This window comes from Bradyrhizobium stylosanthis (assembly GCF_001641335.1).
GTDB lineage: Bacteria > Pseudomonadota > Alphaproteobacteria > Rhizobiales > Xanthobacteraceae > Bradyrhizobium > Bradyrhizobium stylosanthis.
Genome location: NZ_LVEM01000001.1, coordinates 2,434,197 through 2,454,055, shown reverse-complemented (window position 1 = coordinate 2,454,055; position 19,859 = coordinate 2,434,197). Strand labels below are relative to the sequence as shown.

General features: G+C 60.1%; 20 protein-coding genes and 3 pseudogenes. 7 read left to right on the top strand and 16 right to left on the bottom strand.

Annotated features, from left to right (window positions below):
* The 5 genes from A7X65_RS40550 to A7X65_RS11855 form a co-directional block, all read left to right on the top strand.
* Positions 1-331: amidohydrolase family protein (locus A7X65_RS40550; RefSeq protein ID WP_156527736.1), on the top strand; the 331-nt coding region annotated here is incomplete at its 5' end.
* Between the two features lie 948 nt (positions 332-1,279).
* The gene (locus tag A7X65_RS41635) at positions 1,280-1,537 is read left to right on the top strand and encodes a hypothetical protein (protein ID WP_145658380.1); all 258 of its coding nucleotides are present in this window, start codon (positions 1,280-1,282) and stop codon (positions 1,535-1,537) included.
* A gap of 7 nt (positions 1,538-1,544) precedes the next feature.
* Positions 1,545-1,964, top strand: a complete 420-nt coding sequence (locus A7X65_RS11860; RefSeq protein WP_063684708.1) for a hypothetical protein — start codon at positions 1,545-1,547, stop codon at positions 1,962-1,964.
* 328 nt (positions 1,965-2,292) lie between these two features.
* Complete coding sequence (locus A7X65_RS41630; protein WP_156527735.1) at positions 2,293-2,490, top strand: hypothetical protein; 198 nt, start codon at positions 2,293-2,295, stop codon at positions 2,488-2,490.
* Between the two features lie 284 nt (positions 2,491-2,774).
* Positions 2,775-4,505, top strand: a complete 1,731-nt coding sequence (locus A7X65_RS11855; protein WP_145658384.1) for a recombinase family protein — start codon at positions 2,775-2,777, stop codon at positions 4,503-4,505.
* A gap of 420 nt (positions 4,506-4,925) precedes the next feature.
* On the opposite strand, the pseudogene A7X65_RS43100 reads toward A7X65_RS11855, so the two are convergent.
* The 5 genes and pseudogenes from A7X65_RS43100 to hspD form a co-directional block, all read right to left on the bottom strand.
* Positions 4,926-5,042, bottom strand: a pseudogene (locus A7X65_RS43100) (SOS response-associated peptidase); the annotation flags it as partial.
* A 96-nt stretch (positions 5,043-5,138) separates the two neighbouring features.
* A complete protein-coding gene (gene rpoH, locus A7X65_RS11850) occupies positions 5,139-6,029 on the bottom strand; it encodes an RNA polymerase sigma factor RpoH (protein WP_063684706.1) in 891 nt (296 codons plus the stop codon).
* A gap of 82 nt (positions 6,030-6,111) precedes the next feature.
* On the bottom strand, positions 6,112-6,615 hold the full coding sequence (locus A7X65_RS11845; protein ID WP_063684705.1) for a hypothetical protein: 504 nt from the start codon (positions 6,613-6,615) through the stop codon (positions 6,112-6,114).
* A gap of 19 nt (positions 6,616-6,634) precedes the next feature.
* Positions 6,635-6,955 (bottom strand): hypothetical protein, encoded by a 321-nt coding sequence (locus A7X65_RS11840; RefSeq protein ID WP_063684704.1) that lies wholly within the window; start codon positions 6,953-6,955, stop codon positions 6,635-6,637.
* A 70-nt stretch (positions 6,956-7,025) separates the two neighbouring features.
* Positions 7,026-7,481, bottom strand: coding sequence for a small heat shock protein HspD (gene hspD / locus A7X65_RS11835; RefSeq protein ID WP_063684703.1), 456 nt, complete (start codon positions 7,479-7,481; stop codon positions 7,026-7,028).
* A 546-nt stretch (positions 7,482-8,027) separates the two neighbouring features.
* Between hspD and A7X65_RS42620 the strand changes: the two genes are divergently transcribed.
* Entirely contained in the window at positions 8,028-8,282 is a 255-nt protein-coding gene (locus A7X65_RS42620) for a hypothetical protein (protein WP_167358183.1), read from the top strand.
* Here the strand turns inward: A7X65_RS42620 and A7X65_RS43825 are convergent.
* From A7X65_RS43825 to A7X65_RS11815, 6 genes and pseudogenes are all read right to left on the bottom strand, one after another.
* The gene (locus tag A7X65_RS43825) at positions 8,167-8,466 is read right to left on the bottom strand and encodes a transposase (protein WP_430642908.1); all 300 of its coding nucleotides are present in this window, start codon (positions 8,464-8,466) and stop codon (positions 8,167-8,169) included. The genes A7X65_RS42620 and A7X65_RS43825 overlap by 116 nt on opposite strands.
* Before the next feature lie 86 nt (positions 8,467-8,552).
* Positions 8,553-8,810 (bottom strand): annotated as a pseudogene (locus tag A7X65_RS43820) (IS256 family transposase); the annotation flags it as partial.
* A pseudogene (locus A7X65_RS43815) lies at positions 8,692-8,943 on the bottom strand (hypothetical protein); the annotation flags it as partial. The pseudogenes A7X65_RS43815 and A7X65_RS43820, both read right to left, overlap by 119 nt.
* Positions 8,944-9,309: 366 nt before the next feature.
* Complete coding sequence (locus tag A7X65_RS11825) at positions 9,310-10,614, bottom strand: ABC transporter ATP-binding protein (RefSeq protein WP_063684702.1); 1,305 nt, start codon at positions 10,612-10,614, stop codon at positions 9,310-9,312.
* A 13-nt stretch (positions 10,615-10,627) separates the two neighbouring features.
* Positions 10,628-12,361, bottom strand: a complete 1,734-nt coding sequence (locus A7X65_RS11820; protein WP_063684701.1) for an ABC transporter permease — start codon at positions 12,359-12,361, stop codon at positions 10,628-10,630.
* Positions 12,362-12,375: 14 nt separating this feature from the next.
* On the bottom strand, positions 12,376-14,352 hold the full coding sequence (locus A7X65_RS11815; RefSeq protein ID WP_063684700.1) for a carbohydrate porin: 1,977 nt from the start codon (positions 14,350-14,352) through the stop codon (positions 12,376-12,378).
* Positions 14,353-15,187: 835 nt separating this feature from the next.
* On the opposite strand from A7X65_RS11815, the gene A7X65_RS40525 reads away from it, so the two are divergent.
* Positions 15,188-15,454 (top strand): metal-sensing transcriptional repressor, encoded by a 267-nt coding sequence (locus A7X65_RS40525; protein ID WP_082884919.1) that lies wholly within the window; start codon positions 15,188-15,190, stop codon positions 15,452-15,454.
* A gap of 40 nt (positions 15,455-15,494) precedes the next feature.
* Here A7X65_RS40525 and A7X65_RS40520 read toward each other — a convergent pair whose 3' ends face one another.
* The 5 genes from A7X65_RS40520 to A7X65_RS11780 all read right to left on the bottom strand — a co-directional run bounded on the left by A7X65_RS40520 (position 15,495) and on the right by A7X65_RS11780 (position 19,804).
* Positions 15,495-15,995 carry a flavin reductase family protein gene (locus A7X65_RS40520; protein ID WP_082884895.1) on the bottom strand — a complete coding sequence of 167 codons (501 nt, stop codon included), beginning with the start codon at positions 15,993-15,995 and terminating at the stop codon, positions 15,495-15,497.
* A 100-nt stretch (positions 15,996-16,095) separates the two neighbouring features.
* Positions 16,096-17,610, bottom strand: coding sequence for a 4-hydroxyphenylacetate 3-hydroxylase family protein (locus A7X65_RS11795; protein WP_063684696.1), 1,515 nt, complete (start codon positions 17,608-17,610; stop codon positions 16,096-16,098).
* Positions 17,611-17,685: 75 nt separating this feature from the next.
* Complete coding sequence (locus A7X65_RS11790) at positions 17,686-18,318, bottom strand: MarR family winged helix-turn-helix transcriptional regulator (protein ID WP_156527734.1); 633 nt, start codon at positions 18,316-18,318, stop codon at positions 17,686-17,688.
* Positions 18,319-18,354: 36 nt separating this feature from the next.
* The gene (locus A7X65_RS11785) at positions 18,355-19,119 is read right to left on the bottom strand and encodes a maleate cis-trans isomerase family protein (RefSeq protein WP_063684694.1); all 765 of its coding nucleotides are present in this window, start codon (positions 19,117-19,119) and stop codon (positions 18,355-18,357) included.
* Positions 19,109-19,804, bottom strand: a complete 696-nt coding sequence (locus tag A7X65_RS11780; protein ID WP_063684693.1) for an isochorismatase family protein — start codon at positions 19,802-19,804, stop codon at positions 19,109-19,111. The genes A7X65_RS11785 and A7X65_RS11780 overlap by 11 nt, the downstream gene beginning before the upstream one ends.
* Between the last annotated feature and the right edge of the window lie 55 nt (positions 19,805-19,859).

The window sequence follows — 19,859 nt, the reverse complement described above, 5'->3', positions numbered from 1 at the left end:
GGGCGTCTCGAAGGGCCGCATCACCCTGCAAAAGTTCGTCGAGCTGACCGCGACCAACCACGCCCGCATCTATGGCCTCTATCCGCGCAAGGGCTCGATCGGCGTCGGCTTCGATGCCGACATCGCGCTGTGGGACCCCAAGCTGACGAAGAAAATTCAGCAGTCCGATCTGCACCACGGCTCCGACTACACGCCGTGGGAAGGCTTTGAGATCACAGGCTGGCCCGTCACCACCATCGCCCGGGGGCGCGTGGTGTACGAGCAGGGCAGGATCGTCGGCGACAAGGGCGCGGGTGAGCTGCTGAGCCGCGGCAAGTCGAGCCTGGTCTGATCAAGCGCAGCTCGCACGGCGCCTGGTCCGAAGGACGCGCTCGGGGAGTGCGGGATTTTGCCAGGACGCAGTGGAGACCTTGTTGCCGTCGACCATCTGCGTCAGCCTGAGTGCGCGGCGATCGAGCAAAGCGTATAGGCGTCCTGCGCGCTGAGACCGCTCCTCTCGCGAATGAGCGCGATCATGTCGCGCAGAGCCGCCTTTGGCCGCATCGTGGAGGTCTTGATTGATCCATCGTGATCCAGTCGACCGCGGTTTCCGCGCGCGGGAGGCGAGGTGAAGATCCCGCTGGACGTGGAATTCGAAGGTGCCGGTGAGCGCGGCCTCGATCGCTGTCGGGCAGACTCGCCATCGTCTGCAGCGCATGGCCGTCGCCGGCGGAGAACAGCGCGCCCGGTACGAAGACAGAAAAATAGATCGTGCTGTCAGCGCTGATCGGGCAGAAGACGCAGGAGGGTCGGGGACAGCGAGTTTCATCGACGCCTTCGGGAGCTAAACGGATGTCCGAGAAAAGTGGCGGCAGAGACTGATGCTGGAGATGAGGGCCGATCGTGCGGCGCCCGGTCGCAAGACTATTAAGAAGCGGAAGCTATCGCCAAGCAAGCCGTCCCATAAGATCGTCCTCTGAGACAGACTCGCGGATTAACCCTGACGATTTCCACAGCCACAAGGGATTGGGTGATGCGGACGTTGTTGGCCAATAGGAATGGATGATTTGACTCTCGCGATAGTGGAATGGGCAGCCACCCTTGATCTCCCGCCATAGTTGCGTTTGGATATGGCTCTGGGGGAAAAATGCGTTGGCTTGGAATTGCAGTGCTCTCTGTAGCGCTGGGAAGAGTGTTACGCGACTGGCGCGGATGTTCGCGCAAAGTTGGCCAGGACTACGTCGGGAAGAATGTTGATGCTCTTATCGTCCGGTGGGGGCCACCCGCGAGTACCTTCAAAATGAATAGCGGCGACACTGCTTATAGCTGGCAACTGGCGAGCGGCAGTTCAATTTCGATCTCACGTGATGGACAAACGAGCGCATCAGGAAGTTCGCGGGCATATGCTTGTAAGGTCAATGTCGTCGCACTGCCGAACGGAACGATTAAAAGTCTCGATACTGAAGACAAGGACAGTAGCCTCGACCGGCGTTCAGCTCGGCAGCGTTTGCGCAGAGCAACTTGGAATGAAGCAGCAGTAAAAGCTCTCTTCGGATGAAGGGCTAATGATCGTTGCTATGCGTCGAAAAGCGCGGCTCGGCCTCATTGCCTTGTTTGCGCTCGTCACGGCAGCCAATGCGGCAGTCGCCCCTTGGATGGAAACGATGCGCGGAGCCACGGGGGACATCGATCAGTGGCAAAGGGTCGACTTCCGGGCTTCGGGACTTTCCCGGCAGAACGCGGCACAGATCAAAGTCGTTATCCGCACTAAGGGTCCCAGCATGCAGGGCCTCATCCGGATTCTTGGCGCACCAGCCTCGAACTTCGACACCGGTAAGGGCACGACCATCGTTGACCTGATCAATGTCGGCAACAATAGCAACGGCTATGCCGATATTGTCGCCTTGGAAATTCTGTTTACCCAAACGATGCCGGGACAATTTTACGAGGTCTTTGCAGTGGAAAATGAAGAAAAGGCTCAGTAGCGGCCTCGTCTAGTACCCGGTGCACTTTTGGGTGATCGCCCCTTTCAAGGCGGGAATCCATGATCTGTAGGCTGCAGCTCGATAATGGACTTATCCGGCATCATCGGTCGGCCGTTGCTGGAAGCTGAGGCTCGACAAAGGCAACGCCGCGGGCAGCCGCTGCAGCGGCAATTGCCCGGTTCGTCGCCGCATCGGACGTCGCTGCAAGAGCCACAAGCGGTCGATGCGAGAGCGGTTTGACGGCATCAATTGACGCAACAAAATCGGTTTGCGCCGACGCCGATCCGATATCGTTTGCCCCTACCGTAAGAGCGACCAGGAAAGCACCATGTCCGCCGAGGACGCGCGTTGCCAACCGCGTCGCCTATTGGATCGTTTGGCCGCCAACACCCGCATTAACAACCGGATGCCCGCAGGGCTCGCGCGTAAGAGCGGCCATTTCGGTAATGCGATCGCCAGCCCGAAGATGGATTTGGGAGCGTCGGTCAGAGCCGCCGCAATCATGTATTCCCGCACGTCTTTGTGATCATGGAATGCGTAGTGTGTGAAGTTTCCCGACGCGACCCTCGAGCCGATGAACCTCGGAAAAGGAGGCTCCGGCCGCGATCAATCACACAGCGGCCACAGTCCACGGAATAGCTTTCCCCAGTCCCATTGCAGTTTCCAAACGTCACTATTCGTAGGAAAATGCGACTGCGACTTGTATCGCGAGCGCCGGGCACCTTTCCCCGACGAGCGGCCAGCAACCGGCATGAAATCCGCGCTGGAGTTCGTAAGGCACCGTCCCGGCCTACACTGTGGAGGCGTCGAATGACCAACGCTCTAGTGGTTCACGGATCTCAACTACCGAAGGCCGTGCTCGGGCTTCGGGCGGCTCAGTACGTCCGCATGTCCACTGACGCACAGAAGTACTCCATTGAGAACCAATCGGCAGCGATCGCTGCCTACGCTGCCCGGCGCCGCATCGAAATCGTCCGGACCTATTCCGATTCCGGCAAAAGTGGTCTGCGTATCACCGGCCGTGAAGGGCTGCAGGATCTTATACGCGACGTTCAGCTCGGGCGCGCCAATTTCGGCTGCGTGCTCGTCTACGATATTACGCGCTGGGGACGCTTTCAGGACGTGGACGAAAGCGCCTATTACGAGTTCATCTGCAAGCGTGCCGGCATCCAAATCCACTATTGCGCGGATGACTTTGAGAACGACGGCAGCCTTGCCTCAATCGTCCTCAAGAACATCAAGCGCGTTGCTGCAGCCGATTACAGCAAGCAACTGTCCAAGAAGGTCTTCCTCGGTCAGTGCCACGTCGTGACATTGGGCTATTGGCGCGGGGGACCCGCTGGATATGGTTTACGCCGCATGCTTCTCAGCGAAAATGAAAGACCCAAGGGCGTACTCGAATTTGGCGAGCGGAAGAACCTGAAGAGTGAACACACGATTCTCGTTCCCGGCCCGGCATCCGAACGGAAGGTCATACGGCGCATCTTCAACGACTTCGTCGTTGAGCGGAAGACCAGAACCCAGATCGCTGTCGAGCTGAACGCTGCCGGCATTCGCAATGCGCGCGGCAAGCTCTGGACCTCGCTCACCATCAGCAACACTCTCCAAAACGAGGCGTACATTGGTCACTTGGTATACAATCGGCGTTCGCAGAAGCTCGGCGAGAAGCAAGTCATCAATCCTTCGGAAATGTGGGTCCGCCGGAACAATGCGTTCCAGCGGGTCATCGAGCCAAAATTGTTCGCGAGAGCGCAACGCCGCCTTAAGGAGGTCGAGTACGGGCGAGTGATCGCAGATCAAGAGATGCTCGACCGGCTTTCTCGAGTGTTGCGGAAGAAGGGCCACCTGTCATTGAAGTTGATGATGACCACGAAGGGGATACCTCATTACAAGACTTATGCCCAACGCTTCGGATCCCTTGCCGAGGTCTTTCGGCGCGTCGGTTTCGAACCTAAGGCTCGCTATTGCTTCAAGGAGACGGCAGCCAGGACAAATCGCATCATCTCCTCAGTTGCACGAGACATTATTGCCGAGCTCGAACGGCGCCACCGGAGCATCACGTTTCTGGAAGAGCTGCGGCTTCTAACTGTCAGCAGCATCGTAACCGTGTCGGTGACACTCGCGCGAGCAGTTTCCGACGGCAACAGCTATCCGGGCCCAAACCCAAGATGGGAGATGCAGCGGCTCAAGTACAGGAAGTCTGATCTGGTCCTGATTGTCAGGTTGAATCCCGCCGACGCGGGGATCAAGGACTACTTCCTCCTGCCGACGGTAAGTCTACGGGCGACGAGGGACGGGCGGACTCGCATCTCGAATCGTGTGTTCGGCGAATTCAGGTGCGAGACCTTCGCTATTCTCATCAGTGCGCTCCGTCAGCGATTGGAGGGCTGGGCATCGCAGGCTTCCAGGAAAAGGGAGGCAGCGGAACTCATTGACCGTCCAGCCAACCCCCGGCGTGCCGCAATAGCCACGTCAGGCCACCCGAAAAAGCGACGGAAATTAAGCCGCCCCAAAGCCAGGACCGGCCGCGCGCGGCACTGATGGAGCGCAGATATAAAAATGCTCCGAGCAGGGTTCCGTAGTTTCTCCTGAAGTCGCCATTGAGCTTGGCGATCTTGGCAAGCTCGGAAGACGTATCGTCTGTCATCATGCTGGCTCCCATTGAAGATACCAGCACCCCATAAACTCCTGTTTTGCCCGACGGAGCAAGCGATATTTTGTGATATCCGAATTTGGGGCACGCGCCCACCGGCCTAAGGTGCAATTTGCTCGCGAGTCCACCTCTGCCAGCAATTGGTCGTCAGGGCTTGGTGAGATGCTTTTGGGTCTTCTACGGCGCTTGCGCCTCCGGAACCTCCCGTTGGTATGTCCCAGTTGCTTGACAGAAGGCCAGCCTAGAGCATGGCCTCTCAAGTCTCTCTGGGACGCTCACCTGCGAACTCTGCCACGCAGCCGCAGATGGATTGCCTTGGGGTGGATGGCACCGACCTCGGCGTTCGGCTCCGTCGTCAGGAACGCGTAGATGTCGTTGGTCGTCTCACCTTCCCGGACCTTCCGGACCGACGTCCAGTTGCGCCAGGCGAGCGGTTTCAAATGCGGAGATATGACGTGCCGCGCAGATTGCCCCGGCCGCGGCCATGCCGTTCGCGGTCATCAGACAAAGATTTAACGGCGTTAGCATCGTACAGTCACGCCAGATCGGCTTTCTGCTGCCAGCATCGCGGACTGTACCTTTTCAAATGACCTTTGCTCGATTTGGCGGACTCGCTCCCGCGATATTCCATACTCCAGGGCAAGCGCTTCGAGCCTCGGGGGATCTTCACTCAAGTGGCGTGCTGTGAAGATATGCCTTTCACGGGGGCTTAGCTTCTCAATGGCTGCTGCCAAGGCTTGGCGCCGTTGAGCCAGTTCCTGATTGTCGGCCAACGCTACGTCATGAGTCGGCGACGGATCAACCAGCCGTTCGAGGGCATCGCCGTCGTCACCGGCATCGTTGTGACGCAAATTCAGGGACAGGTCGCCACGCAGGCGACGGTCCATATTCACGACCTCACGTTCGGGTACCTTGAGGTAAGTGGCGATCGTCTTGACCTGTTCCGGCCTCAGATCCCCGTCCTCCAAGGCTGATATTGCACTCTTGGATTGCCTCAGTTTGAAGAATAATTTCTTCTGGGCAGCGTCCGCCGTGATCTTCACCAGCGACCAGGAGCGAAGCACAAACTCCTGAATCGTCGCCTTGATCCACCACATGGCATAGGTGGAAAGGCGGATGCCCCGCTCCGGATCGAATCGTCGCACGGCCTGCATCAGGCCGACATTGCCCTCGGAAATGATATCGGCAATGGGTAACCCATAACCTCGATATCCCATGGCGATTTTCGCAACGAGGCGCAGGTGGCTTGTCACCAGGTGATAAGCCGCTTCACGATCGCCGTGGTTTCGCCATCGCCTCCCAAGGGTGGTCTCTTCTTCCCGAGTGAGGATCGGAAATTTGCGAATTTCCGCCAGATAGTTCGTCAGCCCGGGGCCGAGCGACGGCAATCTCTGAGATACAGTTTGAGACATTTCCTTCTCGCAGTGCTCAAGAATGTTCCCGTCTCTGCCGCGCTCTCGTCAGAGTCGCGGCAGAGCGATAAGAAGCATCGATCTACAGGGCGGGACTATCGTCCGCCTCATGGCTGCCACGTCGCCCTTTTCGATTGGAGCCATCGGTCTTTCGATTCGAATCGAACTCTAGAAGGCGCAGGGCGTCCACGATGTCGTCGAAGCTCACAGTGCCGATGATTGTCTCGTCTAATTCGGAATTGTCTTTCACGGCGCAGGCATCCGCCGCCCAGGACGATAGAATGGCCCGTTTCTCGTACGATGTGAGGTCGCAATCATCGACAACGTCCATTGGACGAGCGAACGCCTCGGCTGGATGCAGCAACCCGGCGATCTCCAGGCTCGTTGTTCGTCGGCTAGCCATCTGCGGCGAGAGGCGATCGGGAAACATCTCCTGCAAAAGAGCCTCCATGGAACGCTGCTCTTCGCTCATCCGGCGTGCGATATACTCTCGCTCCAGGTCCGACAGCCGCGTCGCGAGTAGCCTGCGGTAGCGCCGAATATTGGCGCGATGGGCACGCAGGCGTTCAAGGTTTCCCTCGATCATCGCTCGTCCCCCTTCCGGCTTAGGCCGCTAAGGCACGTTCGGTCGAGCGCAGCCGACAGGGCTTTCCACCCGGAGGATTTCGGGGCCCGCCGTCGAGTTCGCACAGCGCCTCGATGATTTCGTCGATCGATACGGGCTTCTTCAGTCCGGCGGGCGAGCGGAGCGACGGGTATGATGCTATCGCCGATGCATCAGACGCCCAGGATGCCAGAATTGCCCGCTTCTCGGCCGTCGTCAGGCCGGTGTGGCACACGACATCCCTGGGATGTTCGAACGTGGTGCCGGGATGCAGGAGCGCATTGAAGTCAAAGACGTTGTCGTCAGCGGTCGTCGGCCGCATGGTATCCTCCTTTGCATTGACGACGAGCAGCAGCCGCGCGAAGCCTCGCGCGGCGCCGGTCGGAACCTGCTTAGGCTGCCTTCGCTTCCAATTTCTGGACGTTGTCGGTCGATATGCCGTTGATTGCGATACGACGCGGCTTCATGGCCTCCGGAATTTCCCGGACCAGCTCGATCTTGAGCAGGCCATTGTCGAATGCGGCGCTCTTCACCTGAACGTAATCAGCCAGGTTGAACTGCCGCTTGAAGCTGCGGGTCGAGATGCCGCGATAGAGAAAGTCGCGCTCGGCCTTCTCCGCCTTGCTGCCCTCAATGGTGACCACGTTCTGTTCGGCCGTGATCGCGATCTCGTTGGGCGCAAAACCAGCAACCGCCAGCGAAATCTGGTAGCGGTCCTCAGACAGCCGTTCGATATTGTAGGGTGGATAGTTGTCCTCGCCGGCCCGCTGAGCCATTTCGGCGAGGTCAAAAAGGCGGTCGAAGCCAATCGTCGAACGCCAAAGGGGCGAGAAATCATAAGTGCGCATAGCCAAATCCTCCAAAGAGCAAGATGGTTACGAGCGGCACCGGACACGACCGGTGCCCGTCTCAACGGCCCGGACCCATGCGGCGCCCGGACACCACCGTTCGGTGGCGACGAAAAAATTAGCAAACTCGTTTTTGGTTTCAAGAGGGGGCTAAAAATTTTTTAGGCTTTGGTCCCGCTAAACCGACCTGACGCCCGTTTCGTTAACGAGTGCTGAAGCGAGTTAGGACCCGGGCCCGCAATTCGGCCGCGCGGTGAGGCGCAGGTTCGCCGTCCTCGAGCGCCAGGGAAGCTGCGCGATCCATAGACGGGCGCGCGTGGAGCATTAGCTCACCCGGGGTGCAGTCCCGTCGAGGTCGGACGGAAGAAGGACATTGGGTTCATTGCTGTCTGGCAACAGCAGCGTGTCCATCTTGAACAGCGGGGGGCGGTTTCCAGCTCCTCCACCGCATCGAATCTAGATGGGGAATGGGCGGAAGGTGGCTTGCGCGCTGGGGGATCTGCTTTGAAGGACCATCCAGGCCCCAGGCACCCGCAGGGAGTAGCATTGTCGCAAAAAGAGAAGGCGCCCGCAATCGTCATTCGCGCCTGCGGACTGAAGGTCGCATTCGGTCTCGCCACCATCGGCTATCTCGCCCTGACAACCGGCACGTCCGACGTGGTGATGATTGACCAGCGCGCCGACATCACAAAGCTCCGCCAGTTCCTGCACACCGATCTCCGGGCGAGCGGCCTCGGCATCGTCCTGGGCGGCCGCGGTAGCGATGAAGGCCGAGACGACGCGCCGGCCGCTCTAGACTAGATGGGCCAGTGCGCTGCGCGTGAAGCGCACGCGGCACCGCTGCCAATTGCATTGAGCACCTTGGCCACGGCGGCTTGATGCCCTCATGAGCATCGGAGACGACGAGCTTGACCCCGCGCAGGCCGCGGCGAGCGGGCTTGCGCAGGAACGCCGTCCAGAACGTCTCGGTTCTCGGACGGTCCAATCTCCATGCCGAGAACCTTGCGCCTGCCGGTCGCTGTTAACGCCACCCGCGGCAATCACCGCGACAGATACGATGCGGCCATTCTGACGCACCTTCACGTAGGTGGCGTCGATCCACAGATACGGCCAGTCACCCTCGATCTGACCGGCAAGGAAGGCCTTCCTTGTCGTCGATCTCGCCGCAGAGCCGGGTGACTTCGCTCTTTGAGATGCCGGTCCTGCCCATCGCTTGCACCAGGTCGTCTGCTGAACGGGTCGAGACGCCCTGCACATAGGCCTCCTGCACCACTCGGTCAGCGCCTTCTCGGCGATCCGGGGCGGCTCCAGCAGGCGGGGGATGTAGGAGCCCTTGCGCATCGGGATGCGCAGTTCGACTGCGCCGGCGCGGGTCTCCCAGATTCGGTCGCGCTAGCCATTGCGCTGGGCCAGACGCTCGGGGTCTTCTCGCCATAAGCGGCCCCGGTTTGGCTTTCGACATCCAGCTACATCAGGCCCCAAAGCCGATCATCTCGCACAATAGATCGGCAAAGGAACTTCTCGACGAGCGTGTGGTTCTCGGGCATCAGAAAATGCGGTCTCCAAGTGATGATCAGCCGCCAATGCTGAACGTTGTCCGCGCCTCCAGGCAAAGCGGAGGTTTGGGGTCAACTTGGCCAATTTTGGGTATCGGGCAAGTCGCCCTTGCTCCCAAGACAAAGCCGCGAGCCCTGATCCGTGCCTCTGATGGCGCGCGCCCCAAGCCCGTTTGCAATCAATCGAACAAACCGGTGCTAGACCGCCATGCAAACAGGACGAGAAACGCTTTTGATCACTCACTTCCTTGACCTGGCGGTACTGGGAATTCTCAGCCCGGGTTTTCCAGGCTGAAGGTCTCGGACTGCTCGTCATAAGCGAGTAGCTCGGAATAGCGCCCCCAAGAGACGATCGTCTTAAGCGTCTCGGCGGCATAGTCCTCCGACATGTAGTCTTCGAGCTCGTTCCGAAAGCGCGCCGCAGGTGCGGTATGCGTGGGACGCTCGTCCAGAACGCGGCGGATCAATCCCATCAACGGCACGTAAGTGACGAGATGCTCGGCGAAGAGCCTCTTGCGCGCGTCGGTTTCGAGATGGGCGAAGCGCTTGCCTGCTTCGGTGAGCACTAAATCGCCCTCACTGAGCTGGGCCAACCGCAACAGCTGCAGCGACTCGCCGAGATGAAGGATCTCGTCCGCTTCGAGCTGAAGCTGGCTCGCCAGATCCGGCAGGTCGGCGTGTCCGTTGTAGGGCGCGTTGGCCAGCGTCTCGATCAGCCCGGACAGCACATTGGACGATACGTGGTGCAAGGTCATGCCGACGCCGGTGCTCGGGATGCCTTCGATCGCGGGCGCCTTGGGCTCCGAGCGCTGGGTCATACGCGCATAGATGCTGTCGACGAGCAGGCGGAAATGCGGATCGAGCCGGTTGCGCGGATGGGGCAGCTCGACCTTGATCTCGGCGGCGACACGGCCAGGGTTCGACGAGAACACCAGGATACGGTCGCACATCAGCACCGCTTCCTCGATATTGTGCGTCACCATCAGGACCGACTTGATCGGCAGGCGGCCTTCGATCCAGAGATCGATCAGGTCGGTACGCAGCGTCTCGGCGGTCAGCACGTCGAGCGCCGAGAAGGGTTCGTCCATCAGCAGCAGGTCGGGATGCACCACCAGCGCGCGGGCAAAGCCGACGCGCTGACACATGCCGCCCGACAATTCCCTGGGAAAGGCCGATTCAAATCCGTCGAGGCCGATCAGGTCGATCGCCGCGAGGGCGCGCTTGCGCCGTTCGGTCGCGTCGACACCAAGCGCCTCCAACCCGAGCTCGACGTTTTGCAGCACCGTCAGCCAGGGAAACAGCGCGAAAGACTGAAACACCATGGCGACGCCGTTCGGCGGTCCTGCGATGATCTCGCCCCGGCAGGTCGCGCGTCCCGTGGACGGGGCGAGCAGGCCGGCGATAATCCGCAGCAGCGTGGATTTGCCGGAGCCGGAGCGGCCGAGCAGGCCGACGATCTCGCCGCTGCGGATCGTCAGATCGACCCTCTCCAGCACCAGCAGTTGTTCGCCGCTGCCTTTCGGAAATGAGCGGCAGACGCCGCGGATGTCGATGAGCGCAGACGGTTGATCGAGCATTGTTGTCTCCTCGTCAGCCAAGCCGCAGGCGGCGCTCGCCGAAGGCGTAGAGCGGTCGCCAGGCCAGTCGATTGAATAGCGTCACCAGGATGCACATCGTGGCTATGCCCAGGATCACCCGCGGGAAATCACCGGCTTCGGTCGCAGATGCAATATAGGCGCCCAGTCCCGTGGCGTTCAGATGTGTGTCGCCCCAGCTCGCGACTTCGGCAACGATCGACGCGTTCCAGGAGCCGCCGGAAGCGGTGATGGCGCCAGTGACATAGTAAGGGAAGATGCCCGGGAGGATCACCTTGAACCACCACCGCCATCCGCCGAGATGAAGACTGTTCGCGGCCTCGCGCAGATCGCTCGGAAAGGCGCTGGCACCGGCGATGACGTTGAACAGGATGTACCATTGCGTGCCCAGGATCATCAGCGGGCTCAGCCAGACATCGGGATTGAGCCTGAAGCTGACAATGCCGACGACAAAGACCGGAAAGGCGAGATTGGCTGGAAACGCCGCGAGAAATTGAGCCAGCGGCTGGATGCGTTCGGCTATTTTTGGACGCAAGCCGATCCAAACGCCGATCGGCACCCAGATCAGGGTTGCGAGGCTGATCAGGACGATGACGCGCAACAGCGTGATCAGCCCGTTACGGATCGCGATGAAAACATCGTTTAGCCCAAGGCTGGCGGAGAGATAGCGATAGGTCAGCCATGCGGCGTAGGCCGTGCCTGCGAGGATAGCGGCAACCCAAAGACCATCGATCAGTCGAGACGGCCGGCCTTTGCTCTTTGCCGGTGCCCCCAGTTGAGGGAGGGAAATGCGCAAATTCCAGATCGCGCGATTGATGGCGGAAAAGGGCCACGTCACCGCACGCAGGGCCCGGGTCCGGCGAAACAAGTCGACCATCAGGGAAGTCGGTGGTTCGCCGGACGCCGTCTGCTCAAAGCGGAATTTGTCGGCCCAGGCGATGATGGGCCGGAACAGCAATTGATCATAGGCGGTGATGACGAGGAACATCGCCAGAATGGCGTAGAAGATCGCCGAGAGATCGCGCTGCTGGATCGCCAGCGCAACGTAAGAACCGATGCCCGGCAGGGTCACAGTGGTGTTGCCGACATTGATCGCCTCCGATGCGACCACGAAGAACCAGCCCCCGGACATCGACATCATCGCATTCCAGATCAGACCTGGCATCGCGAAGGGCACGTCCAGCCGCCAAAAGCGCTGCCATCCGGACAGATGAAAGCTCTGTATGACTTCTTCAAGGTCTTTTGGCACGTTGCGCAGCGACTGGTACATGCTGAAAGTCATGTTCCAGGCCTGGCTCGTAAAGATCGCGAACACGGATGCGAGCTCTGCGCCTAGTACCTGGCCCGGAAACAGGTTCAGGAAGAAGATGACCGTGAAGGTCAGGAAGCCAAGGATTGGTACCGATTGCAGGATGTCGAGAAGGGGGATCAGCACCATCTCCGCCCGCCGGCTCTTGGCTGAAACGGCGGCGTAAATGAACGTGAAGATCGTCGAGCACACGATGGCGGCCAGCATCCGTATCGTGGTGCGCAATGCGTAGAGCGGCAGAGTCGCCGGATCGAGCGAGAGTGGAGTGCGCTCGAGCTCTGATAGCGGTGCGGTGGTCTGCTTGACGCCATAGACGATAAGAACCATCGCCCCAATGACCAGGATCAGCGCCACGATGTCCCAGATGTTTGGGCGCGGTTCCGCTTCGATAGTAGCTGTTCGAATGACCTTCAGCCGCATAGGCGGTTCTCTGTCTAAAATTCCGCGTGCAGGCGGCCCGAGAAGATCGAGACCGGACCACGATCCGCATTGTAGGCGGGATTGACGACGAGCTGATAGTCGGCGGTCATCGTGACGCTCTTGACGACCGAATAGGCGTAGTAGGCCTCGAGGATGCGTTCGGTACGATAGTTGAGCTGGCCGTCGCCGATTAAGAGACCCGTGCCGCCAGCCGCGAGGAAGTCGCGATGCGCGGCTGACAGGCAGTTGATGGCACCGCCGATGCCGATTGTGTCACCAGGACGTCCCCAGTGGCTGCCCTTGATCGACAAGCCGCCCGACAGGCTTCGGTCGATGTCGGTGAAGGACAGGATCTGGTTCTGGCCGTCGTTCCAGCTGGCGCGGGCGAACAGTCCGACGTCGGTGACGAGCTGCTGCTCGAGATTGACGTAGAAGCCGTATTTGGAGCGGGTGCGCTGGTTGGCGGTGGCGATGTCGTTGATGTCGAGCGCCGGGTTGGCGGCGGCCTGTGCGACGACCTCGTTGTAGTTCGCCGTATTGCCGCTGTTGGCGAAGACGCCGACGCGCAGTTTGCCAGGCTGTTCGAAGATGGCGTGACGCTCTTCGAACTCGACCACCGTGCCGCCGGTCTTGAAGGTGAGGATGTCGCTGTTCGGCGCGGACGGCACCTGGAACAGGCCGCCGCGGATCGCCCAGTCCTTGCGGTTGAGCTCGACCACGGCGCCGCGGGTATAGCCCGGCAGGTCGGCCGGGAAGTCGTAGGCTCCCGAAGACCACATCGCCCAGTTCATGAAATCGGCGCGCGGGTCTTTTGCATAGGAGTTGCCATCGAAGAAATCGCCGACGGCGAAGCGGCCGACGATGAGCGTGACGCGGTCGATATCGCGCTTCCCAGCGAGCTGGTTCGGCGCATCTTCGACCGCTTCCTGTTCGCCGCCGAGACCGAAGGCCTGCTTGAGGTAGTAACGCTGCGCACGGATTTTCGGGAATGCCGCGCCGGCCTTCTGTGCCTCGCCATTGGAGAAGCCGGCAAGGCCCAGCGTGCCGTTGAGGCCGAAGCCCTGCGCCAGCTCGGGATTGAAGTAGAATTCGCCGCCGTCCCACAGGCGCGCGCCTAGGAATGCCGTGGTCGTCCATGTCGCCTGGAACTGGCCGCCGCCGGGAAGACTCTGCGGGCTCGCATAGGGCGAATGGATCGGCCCATAGCCCTGCGGGAGCAGGGTCGACTGCGCGTGGACGTTCCAGCCGTCGGAGCCAGGCAGCCTGGGTTTGGCGGCCGCCGGCATCCAGGGCGTGTCGCCGAACTGGTAGTTCAGGCCGAGCTTCAACAGATGGATGCGCGGATCGACGTTGACGCTGCCGAGGCCGAAGCCGCTGAGATCGTACGTCTTGCGCGAGAGATCGACATGTTCGTATTCGGCCTTCGCGGTCCAATTGCCGCTGAGGGCGTATTCGAGACCAAGACCCGCAGTCCATCCGGCCTGGTAGTGGCCGACCGGAAATAACGGCGTGACACCATCAGCGTCATTGACGTTGATGTGTGTGTGTCCCCAGGCAACGCCGCCGGTGACGTAAGGCATGAGGCGGTCGAGGGCATAAGCGACGCGGCCGCGCACGGTGCCGACATAATCGATTGTCGTGTTGAACGGCGCGGGCGAGCGCGCGAGCGCCAGGCCATCGACTGGCCCTGGGAACGTGGCGTCGGCCTCAATGCCGATCACGACGCGGCCAGCGAGCTGCCAGTTATACCCGAGTTGCAACCCGCCGCTGAGCGCGGTTGCGCTGTGCGGCAGCAGCACCCCTTGCTCTGGGAATGGATTCGTGGCGCGCCCGAAGTCCGCATCGCCATAGCCAAAATGGCCCCCGACGTAAAAGCCAGTCCAGTGATAGATGGGGCGCACCGAGGGAACCTCTGACGCCAGATTACCAGCATGCGCCTGAGGGCCCCCCAGGCCGGCGAGCACGCTTCCAACCGCCACAAATCGCTTCATTTCAACCCTCCGTACCTCGGTGTGTCGCCGATCAGTGCTCGCGTCGCTCTCCCAGAGCGAGCCAAGTGCCCAACCGCCCGAGCCAGCGCGTCCCGGACAGGACCGTTCGAAGACCTTGGTGAGAAATCCGCCTCTGTCCGTGCAGCATCATGGCGCAGCGAAGTGTTCGGCTGGCCAAGCGAAGGATCGCCGCCGCCGCCAGACGCCGCAGCGCTGCAACAACTGTATTGCCCATCGGGTCGTCCCCTTGGCGAAGGCTCAGGTGCCCGATCCGGTCGAGGAAGAGGGGGCGAGATGCTGGCGACAGGCGCCGCAATTCCGGCGCCTCGGTCACCTCAGCGGACCACCGGCACATCAATCCATCTTCGTCACGTGACCAGCGACAGAACAGCTGCGGACGTGCAAACCGACGCGATCGTTCGGCGCCGTGAACGCGGACATTGTCGCTGGCGGGTAGGGGGCCGTTTGCTCCGCGCATAACGCGACGGAAATCGACCAAATGAAATCGTGCGATTGTCTTTAACATCGCTCACCTCCACGTCCGCTTGAAGCGGCAGGTCAGTGAGCAGATCGCGATCGTCTAGGTTCGATCGTTCGTCCTGTCGCTGCTGCGGCCGTCGCGGATGCTCATGTTCTTTGGCAGCGTTGCTCCGTTGGGGAGCGCGGCGCCACAGATGGTACTGCCCATAGCTCTTCGTCTGACTGTGTTCTGTCGGAAACGGAAATGTTCCAGACAGTCATCGGCCCAATAGGCCTGTGATCTCCCGGAGTCAAGCACATCCTCCTATCCTCCCTGGAGGATATGTCGTATCCTCCAGGGAGGATAGGAGACGTCATGACGGATCATGCTCATCATTCGATCGCCCGCCGCCTGAAGCGCGCCCACGGTCATCTCGAAACGATTATTGAGATGATCGAACAGGATCGCCCTTGCGCGCAGATAGCCCAGCAATTGCAGGCGGTGGAGGGGGCAATCGAGAACGCTAAAAAGATGCTGGTTCATGATCATCTCAGTCATAACCTTGAACGTTCATTCCCCGCAGCCGGTCCAAAAGGCAGGGCTGCGCTGAAGGAGTTCAAGCTGATGGCAAAGTACCTCTGAGGCAGTTGATCAGGGGAACCACCGCTCGTCTGCGCGGAGCTCACGATACGCATTGGTCCTTTTGAAGCGACCAATAGCGACCTCTCTGAAAGACGAGGGGATAGCGAGAGTGTTTCGGACCTTCGTGGATCGCGAGTACCCGGGAGACGAAGAGCTCGTGGTCGCCCCCGTCGTGCCGTGCATATTGTTCGCATTCCAGCGCAACGAGGACCTCAGGAAGGAGCGGGGTCCCGAATTGCCCTTCGATTGGGCTGATGTCGTCCCATTTGGCAGATTTTGCGCGCGCGAAGCGATCGGACAAGTGGCCCTGCTCTTCACCGAGAACGTTGATTGCGTATCGACGGCATAGCCGCCATTTCGCCAGGCTTGCCGCCCCCAAGTGAATGCTGAAGACCACGAGAGGGGGCGCCAGCGAGACCGAGTTGAATGAGCTCATGGTCATACCGAGATGCTCGCCAGCTTCGGTCCGCGCTGTTACGATGATAACGCCGGTCGGGAAATGGCCAAGCGCGTCACGAAGCCGTCGATGGTCAAAACTCATGGCTGAGTACTCTCAGTTCTCGCTGCAAATGATTGCGCTTGGTTTCACTTGGCTCGACCTGTTCGCGGTCGCTTTGAACGCGCGGTCGGTCAGACCTCTGCTATTCGGCAGGGGCGGCTGCTTGGATTTTTTGCGAAGTTTGATGGGTCGATGTCGTATTTGCTGGCAGATCGTAGCTTGCCATCAGCTTGTCGACGGTGTGATCGAGTGAGGCCCAAGGCGCGAGCCGCATGCTATGGGCTCGGACAAGGAATGGAGGCCCCGCATAGAAATTCTCGTACTGAACGTGCCGGGCTCCGAATTCCGAGGCGAGTAGATCCCAGGCCAGCTTGTAGAGCTTCATCCGGTCTAACGCGCTCTCGTGTTCGGTCGACCAATATGTCTCGAAGAGAGAATTCATACTGTCGTTCTCGACGATCGAGATGTCGGCCGGCATCTGGAAGATCGCCCCTCCCATCAGCTCTCTGACGGTTGCGCAGATCAGCCCATAATTGTCCTGGCACCAACTGAGCGCCGCATACATATAGCGCTTGTTGACGACGACATACCCATCGCCAACCTGCTCATGATCTGCGATTTGACCAGCGATCAAGCCGGCGATCGTGGCCTCCATGGCTGCGAGCCGTCCGAGCGTCTCCTGGACTGCCGGAATTCCGCGGACACCAGCAGACTTGGCGATCTTGTTCGCTAGGCCCACAATCAGCTGAAGTTTGGCCCAGAAGCGAACGTTCGACTGATGGTTGCCGAAATAGTGGCCTCCCGTCTCCATGTAGATCGCGCGGCTCAGATCGACATTTTCGATGGTGAAGACCCTGGACCACGGGACTTTTACGTTGTCACAGACGAGCATGCAGTCGCTCTCGTCAAAGCGGGAGGAGAGGGGATAGTCGAACCCGTTTGGCGCAGCCTGTTCCATGGACCGACGGGACCACAGCGATAGCCCGGGGGCGTTCGCAGGTACGGCGCAGGTCACGGCCTCCTTAATCCTATCCGGCGCCAGCGGCGTCAAATTGCCGATCCAGATCTCATCGCAGAACGCGCCTCCGGTGGCGAGCGTCTTCATGCCGTGAAGCGTGATCCCTTCACCATCCGTGGACGAAACATGTAGGGCCGGCGACTTGAAGAACGACGAGCTGGCGTCCGACGAGTAGTTGCGCGCGCCTTGGGGAGGGTGGGTCGCATAGCTCACGTATAAATCGTTGTCCCGGACATAGGTGTAGTAGTCGAGCAGGTTCTTCCTGAAACCGTGATTCGGGATGTCGAATACTTCAGGCCGGCAAGTCATTCCCGTGATGAACGAACCGACATGGTCGGGAGACCGACCGAACAGACCATAGCTGGCATCAGCCCAGGCTTTGTGCCCGGCCATGCGGAATTCGAGATCTTCGCGGCTGCGAGGCTGCTTGAAATAGAAGCTATGGCGTTGGCCGTCCTCCGAGAAGGAGAGAAAGGCGGAATGCGCTGGATCGGACTTCAGGTCAAACAACCGCGCGAAGCTCTGGGCCGAATTGCGAAAGGCAGGGTGGCTGGTCACGTCGTCCACGAGTTGGCCACCCAGGTAAATCTTGCGGCCGTCTCTTAGTGAACGAAGATAGTTGGCGCCGGTCCGAAGCATTTTGCGTCTCCATAGTTATTTAGGTAAACTAAATAATTTAAGCCGGGTCCGGAGTCAAGCCGGCTCCGTGAGAGGTTACCGAACTGTCGGTCGGCGACGTCTAAGGTGAGTCTTCAGTGCGGCCTGGCGCTGGTCGGCCGCGACATCGTTGAGGACAAAAATTGCGCTCTCCGCGCGGGATATCAGGACGCTCAACTCGTTGGAGTAGGTGAGTGCGGTATGGCTGTTGAGATGGCCGTAGAGCGCGTCATTTACCATTTGTTGGATGGGCGCAATGGCCGAGAGCGAGGAAACACCCTTGTCGGTGAGTTCGAGAAAGCTGACGCGCCTGTCGTCGGGATTGACGACCTTGGCGAGGTAACCCTGCTTGACAAGATCAGCGATCTCGACGCTCGCATAGGCGTCTGTGACGTGCATCTCGCGCGATATCGATCTGACTGTCCATGCTTGATCCGAAAACCGCCCCACGGCCTGCATGAGCACATATTGAAAGGAGGAAAGACCGACCAGGGAGGCAAATCCACCGCGAATGGTGTCAAGCAAGCCGGAAAGCACGAAGTGCTGGTGGGTGATGCTGCGCACCAGCGTATCGCTCCCGTCGACCATGAGGGCTGCCCGGGAAATCGTTGGCGGGAGCTTCGGAGCGCGGGGCCTGGTGGTTGCTGCGCCTGGCTTGGATTTCGTTACGCGCTCCGTCGACTTTGCCATCTCAACCGTTCCTTGGAGCCCTCGTTGGGCGAATCGCTACCGTACCGCTCGCTCGGGCCAGTCGTCGATTAGCATGCTTTGACCCACCCCGACAGGGAGCGCCGCCCTGTGGCCAATCGCCTTGAGGACTGCCCAGCCGAGGCAAAGATTGGAGGAGAGGACCGGCTTACCCGTGGCACGGATGATGTCGGGTATGGCCCGCAACGTCGGGGCGCCGGTTCCGGTCAGGACGATCGCGTCGGCCGATCGCCAGTCGAGGCGCAGAACCGCATCGACGACCTTGGAGGCGCGCAGCCTGTAGATGCTAAGCGTGTCACCGGAGCCGAGGTCAATGCCTCCTTTCGCGCTCAGCTCAAAGCCTGCCTGTGACCAATATGAAAAGGATGCTTCCTGCAACCAGGCTGGGTAGGGGCCAAACAGAGCAATGCGCCGCGCCTCGAGTTCGACGAGTGCGAGCTCTATGGCCTCCGCTGAGGAGAGGATAGGGTAGCCGTACAGCCGTGAGAGCTGGTCGAACTTGCGCCTAACCTCGTCTTGGCCGAGCAAATAAGTCGTTGCCGTGCAGGCGAAGCCTAAGGCGCCGAGCTTGATCGCCCCGAATCCCTCGAGACTATCTCCCAGGTTGAAGAGGTAGTCGGAGAACCGCTTGCGAGCGTCGACGGTGTCGCCGCGGAGCCGGGTGGTCAAGGTCAGTACATCAGGCGGCATAAGGGTGGCCATTTCGGGCTCCACGGTCGGATTCGATTGCGGCGGGGCGAAACCAACGATGCCGCCGGATCCGTATTCAAAATCATTGGACATCGTCGCGCTCCGTGAGGTTCTCGAGGGACTGAAGCAGATCGCTGGTTGGGACAACATCGGCATATTTTTGGGCCATATCGAATAGGTTCACGCCATGTGCGATCGGGCTACGGTCGTAGACGCACTCCTGTGGCACTGCGACGTGAAAATTATAGGAGAAGGCATCGACCACGCTGGCGCGGACGCAGCCTGAAGTCGTGCACCCGGTCATGATGAGGCTGTCGATCTTGAGATCCACGAGATGGCTTACAAGCGTGGTCCCAAAGAAAGCGCTCGGATGCTTCTTCGGCACCAGGATCTCCCCGTCGATGGGCGCGACTTCCTTCACGAAGTGGTAGCCGTTCGGTGGGACGGTCATGATGGACGGCACTTTTGCAGCGAGCCGGCCGCCATCCTGTTGAACTTTCGGGGCGACATGAGGATAGAGAATCGGCCAACCCTTCCGTCGAAACAGTTCCAGTACTTTGCTGATGTGTCCCACGGCCTGCCATGCGACGTCGCCGCATGACGTCGGAAATTCCTCGACCGCTTGCCAAAATGGCAGTGGCACCGAGCCGGTCGTTCGATACTGCACGTCGATGATGAGAAGTGCGGGCCTTTGTCCGATGCCGGCCGAGCGGCCGAACCCGGCTGCGTCGTAAGCGCGTCGATCTTCGTCGGTGATGATGCCGTCCCAAGGTCGCATGTCAGTTCTCCACTATAAATTAGTTTGCAAAACTAAATATCTTCGGCTAGCGTGA

What these genes read in the sequence shown, in the direction of transcription:
- A7X65_RS11780 (WP_063684693.1), bottom strand. Translation starts at nt 19,804, where the DNA reads ATGCGACCTTGGGACGGCATCATCACCGACGAAGATCGACGCGCTTAC.
- A7X65_RS11845 (WP_063684705.1), bottom strand. Translation starts at nt 6,615, where the DNA reads ATGATCGAGGGAAACCTTGAACGCCTGCGTGCCCATCGCGCCAATATT.
- A7X65_RS11855 (WP_145658384.1), top strand. Translation starts at nt 2,775, where the DNA reads ATGACCAACGCTCTAGTGGTTCACGGATCTCAACTACCGAAGGCCGTG.
- A7X65_RS11825 (WP_063684702.1), bottom strand. Translation starts at nt 10,614, where the DNA reads ATGCTCGATCAACCGTCTGCGCTCATCGACATCCGCGGCGTCTGCCGC.
- A7X65_RS40525 (WP_082884919.1), top strand. Translation starts at nt 15,188, where the DNA reads ATGACGGATCATGCTCATCATTCGATCGCCCGCCGCCTGAAGCGCGCC.
- rpoH (WP_063684706.1), bottom strand. Translation starts at nt 6,029, where the DNA reads ATGTCTCAAACTGTATCTCAGAGATTGCCGTCGCTCGGCCCCGGGCTG.
- A7X65_RS11795 (WP_063684696.1), bottom strand. Translation starts at nt 17,610, where the DNA reads ATGCTTCGGACCGGCGCCAACTATCTTCGTTCACTAAGAGACGGCCGC.
- hspD (WP_063684703.1), bottom strand. Translation starts at nt 7,481, where the DNA reads ATGCGCACTTATGATTTCTCGCCCCTTTGGCGTTCGACGATTGGCTTC.
- A7X65_RS40520 (WP_082884895.1), bottom strand. Translation starts at nt 15,995, where the DNA reads ATGAGTTTTGACCATCGACGGCTTCGTGACGCGCTTGGCCATTTCCCG.
- A7X65_RS11815 (WP_063684700.1), bottom strand. Translation starts at nt 14,352, where the DNA reads ATGAAGCGATTTGTGGCGGTTGGAAGCGTGCTCGCCGGCCTGGGGGGC.
- A7X65_RS41635 (WP_145658380.1), top strand. Translation starts at nt 1,280, where the DNA reads ATGAATAGCGGCGACACTGCTTATAGCTGGCAACTGGCGAGCGGCAGT.
- A7X65_RS11840 (WP_063684704.1), bottom strand. Translation starts at nt 6,955, where the DNA reads ATGCGGCCGACGACCGCTGACGACAACGTCTTTGACTTCAATGCGCTC.
- A7X65_RS11860 (WP_063684708.1), top strand. Translation starts at nt 1,545, where the DNA reads ATGATCGTTGCTATGCGTCGAAAAGCGCGGCTCGGCCTCATTGCCTTG.
- A7X65_RS11820 (WP_063684701.1), bottom strand. Translation starts at nt 12,361, where the DNA reads ATGCGGCTGAAGGTCATTCGAACAGCTACTATCGAAGCGGAACCGCGC.
- A7X65_RS11785 (WP_063684694.1), bottom strand. Translation starts at nt 19,119, where the DNA reads ATGTCCAATGATTTTGAATACGGATCCGGCGGCATCGTTGGTTTCGCC.
- A7X65_RS41630 (WP_156527735.1), top strand. Translation starts at nt 2,293, where the DNA reads ATGTCCGCCGAGGACGCGCGTTGCCAACCGCGTCGCCTATTGGATCGT.
- A7X65_RS11790 (WP_156527734.1), bottom strand. Translation starts at nt 18,318, where the DNA reads ATGGCAAAGTCGACGGAGCGCGTAACGAAATCCAAGCCAGGCGCAGCA.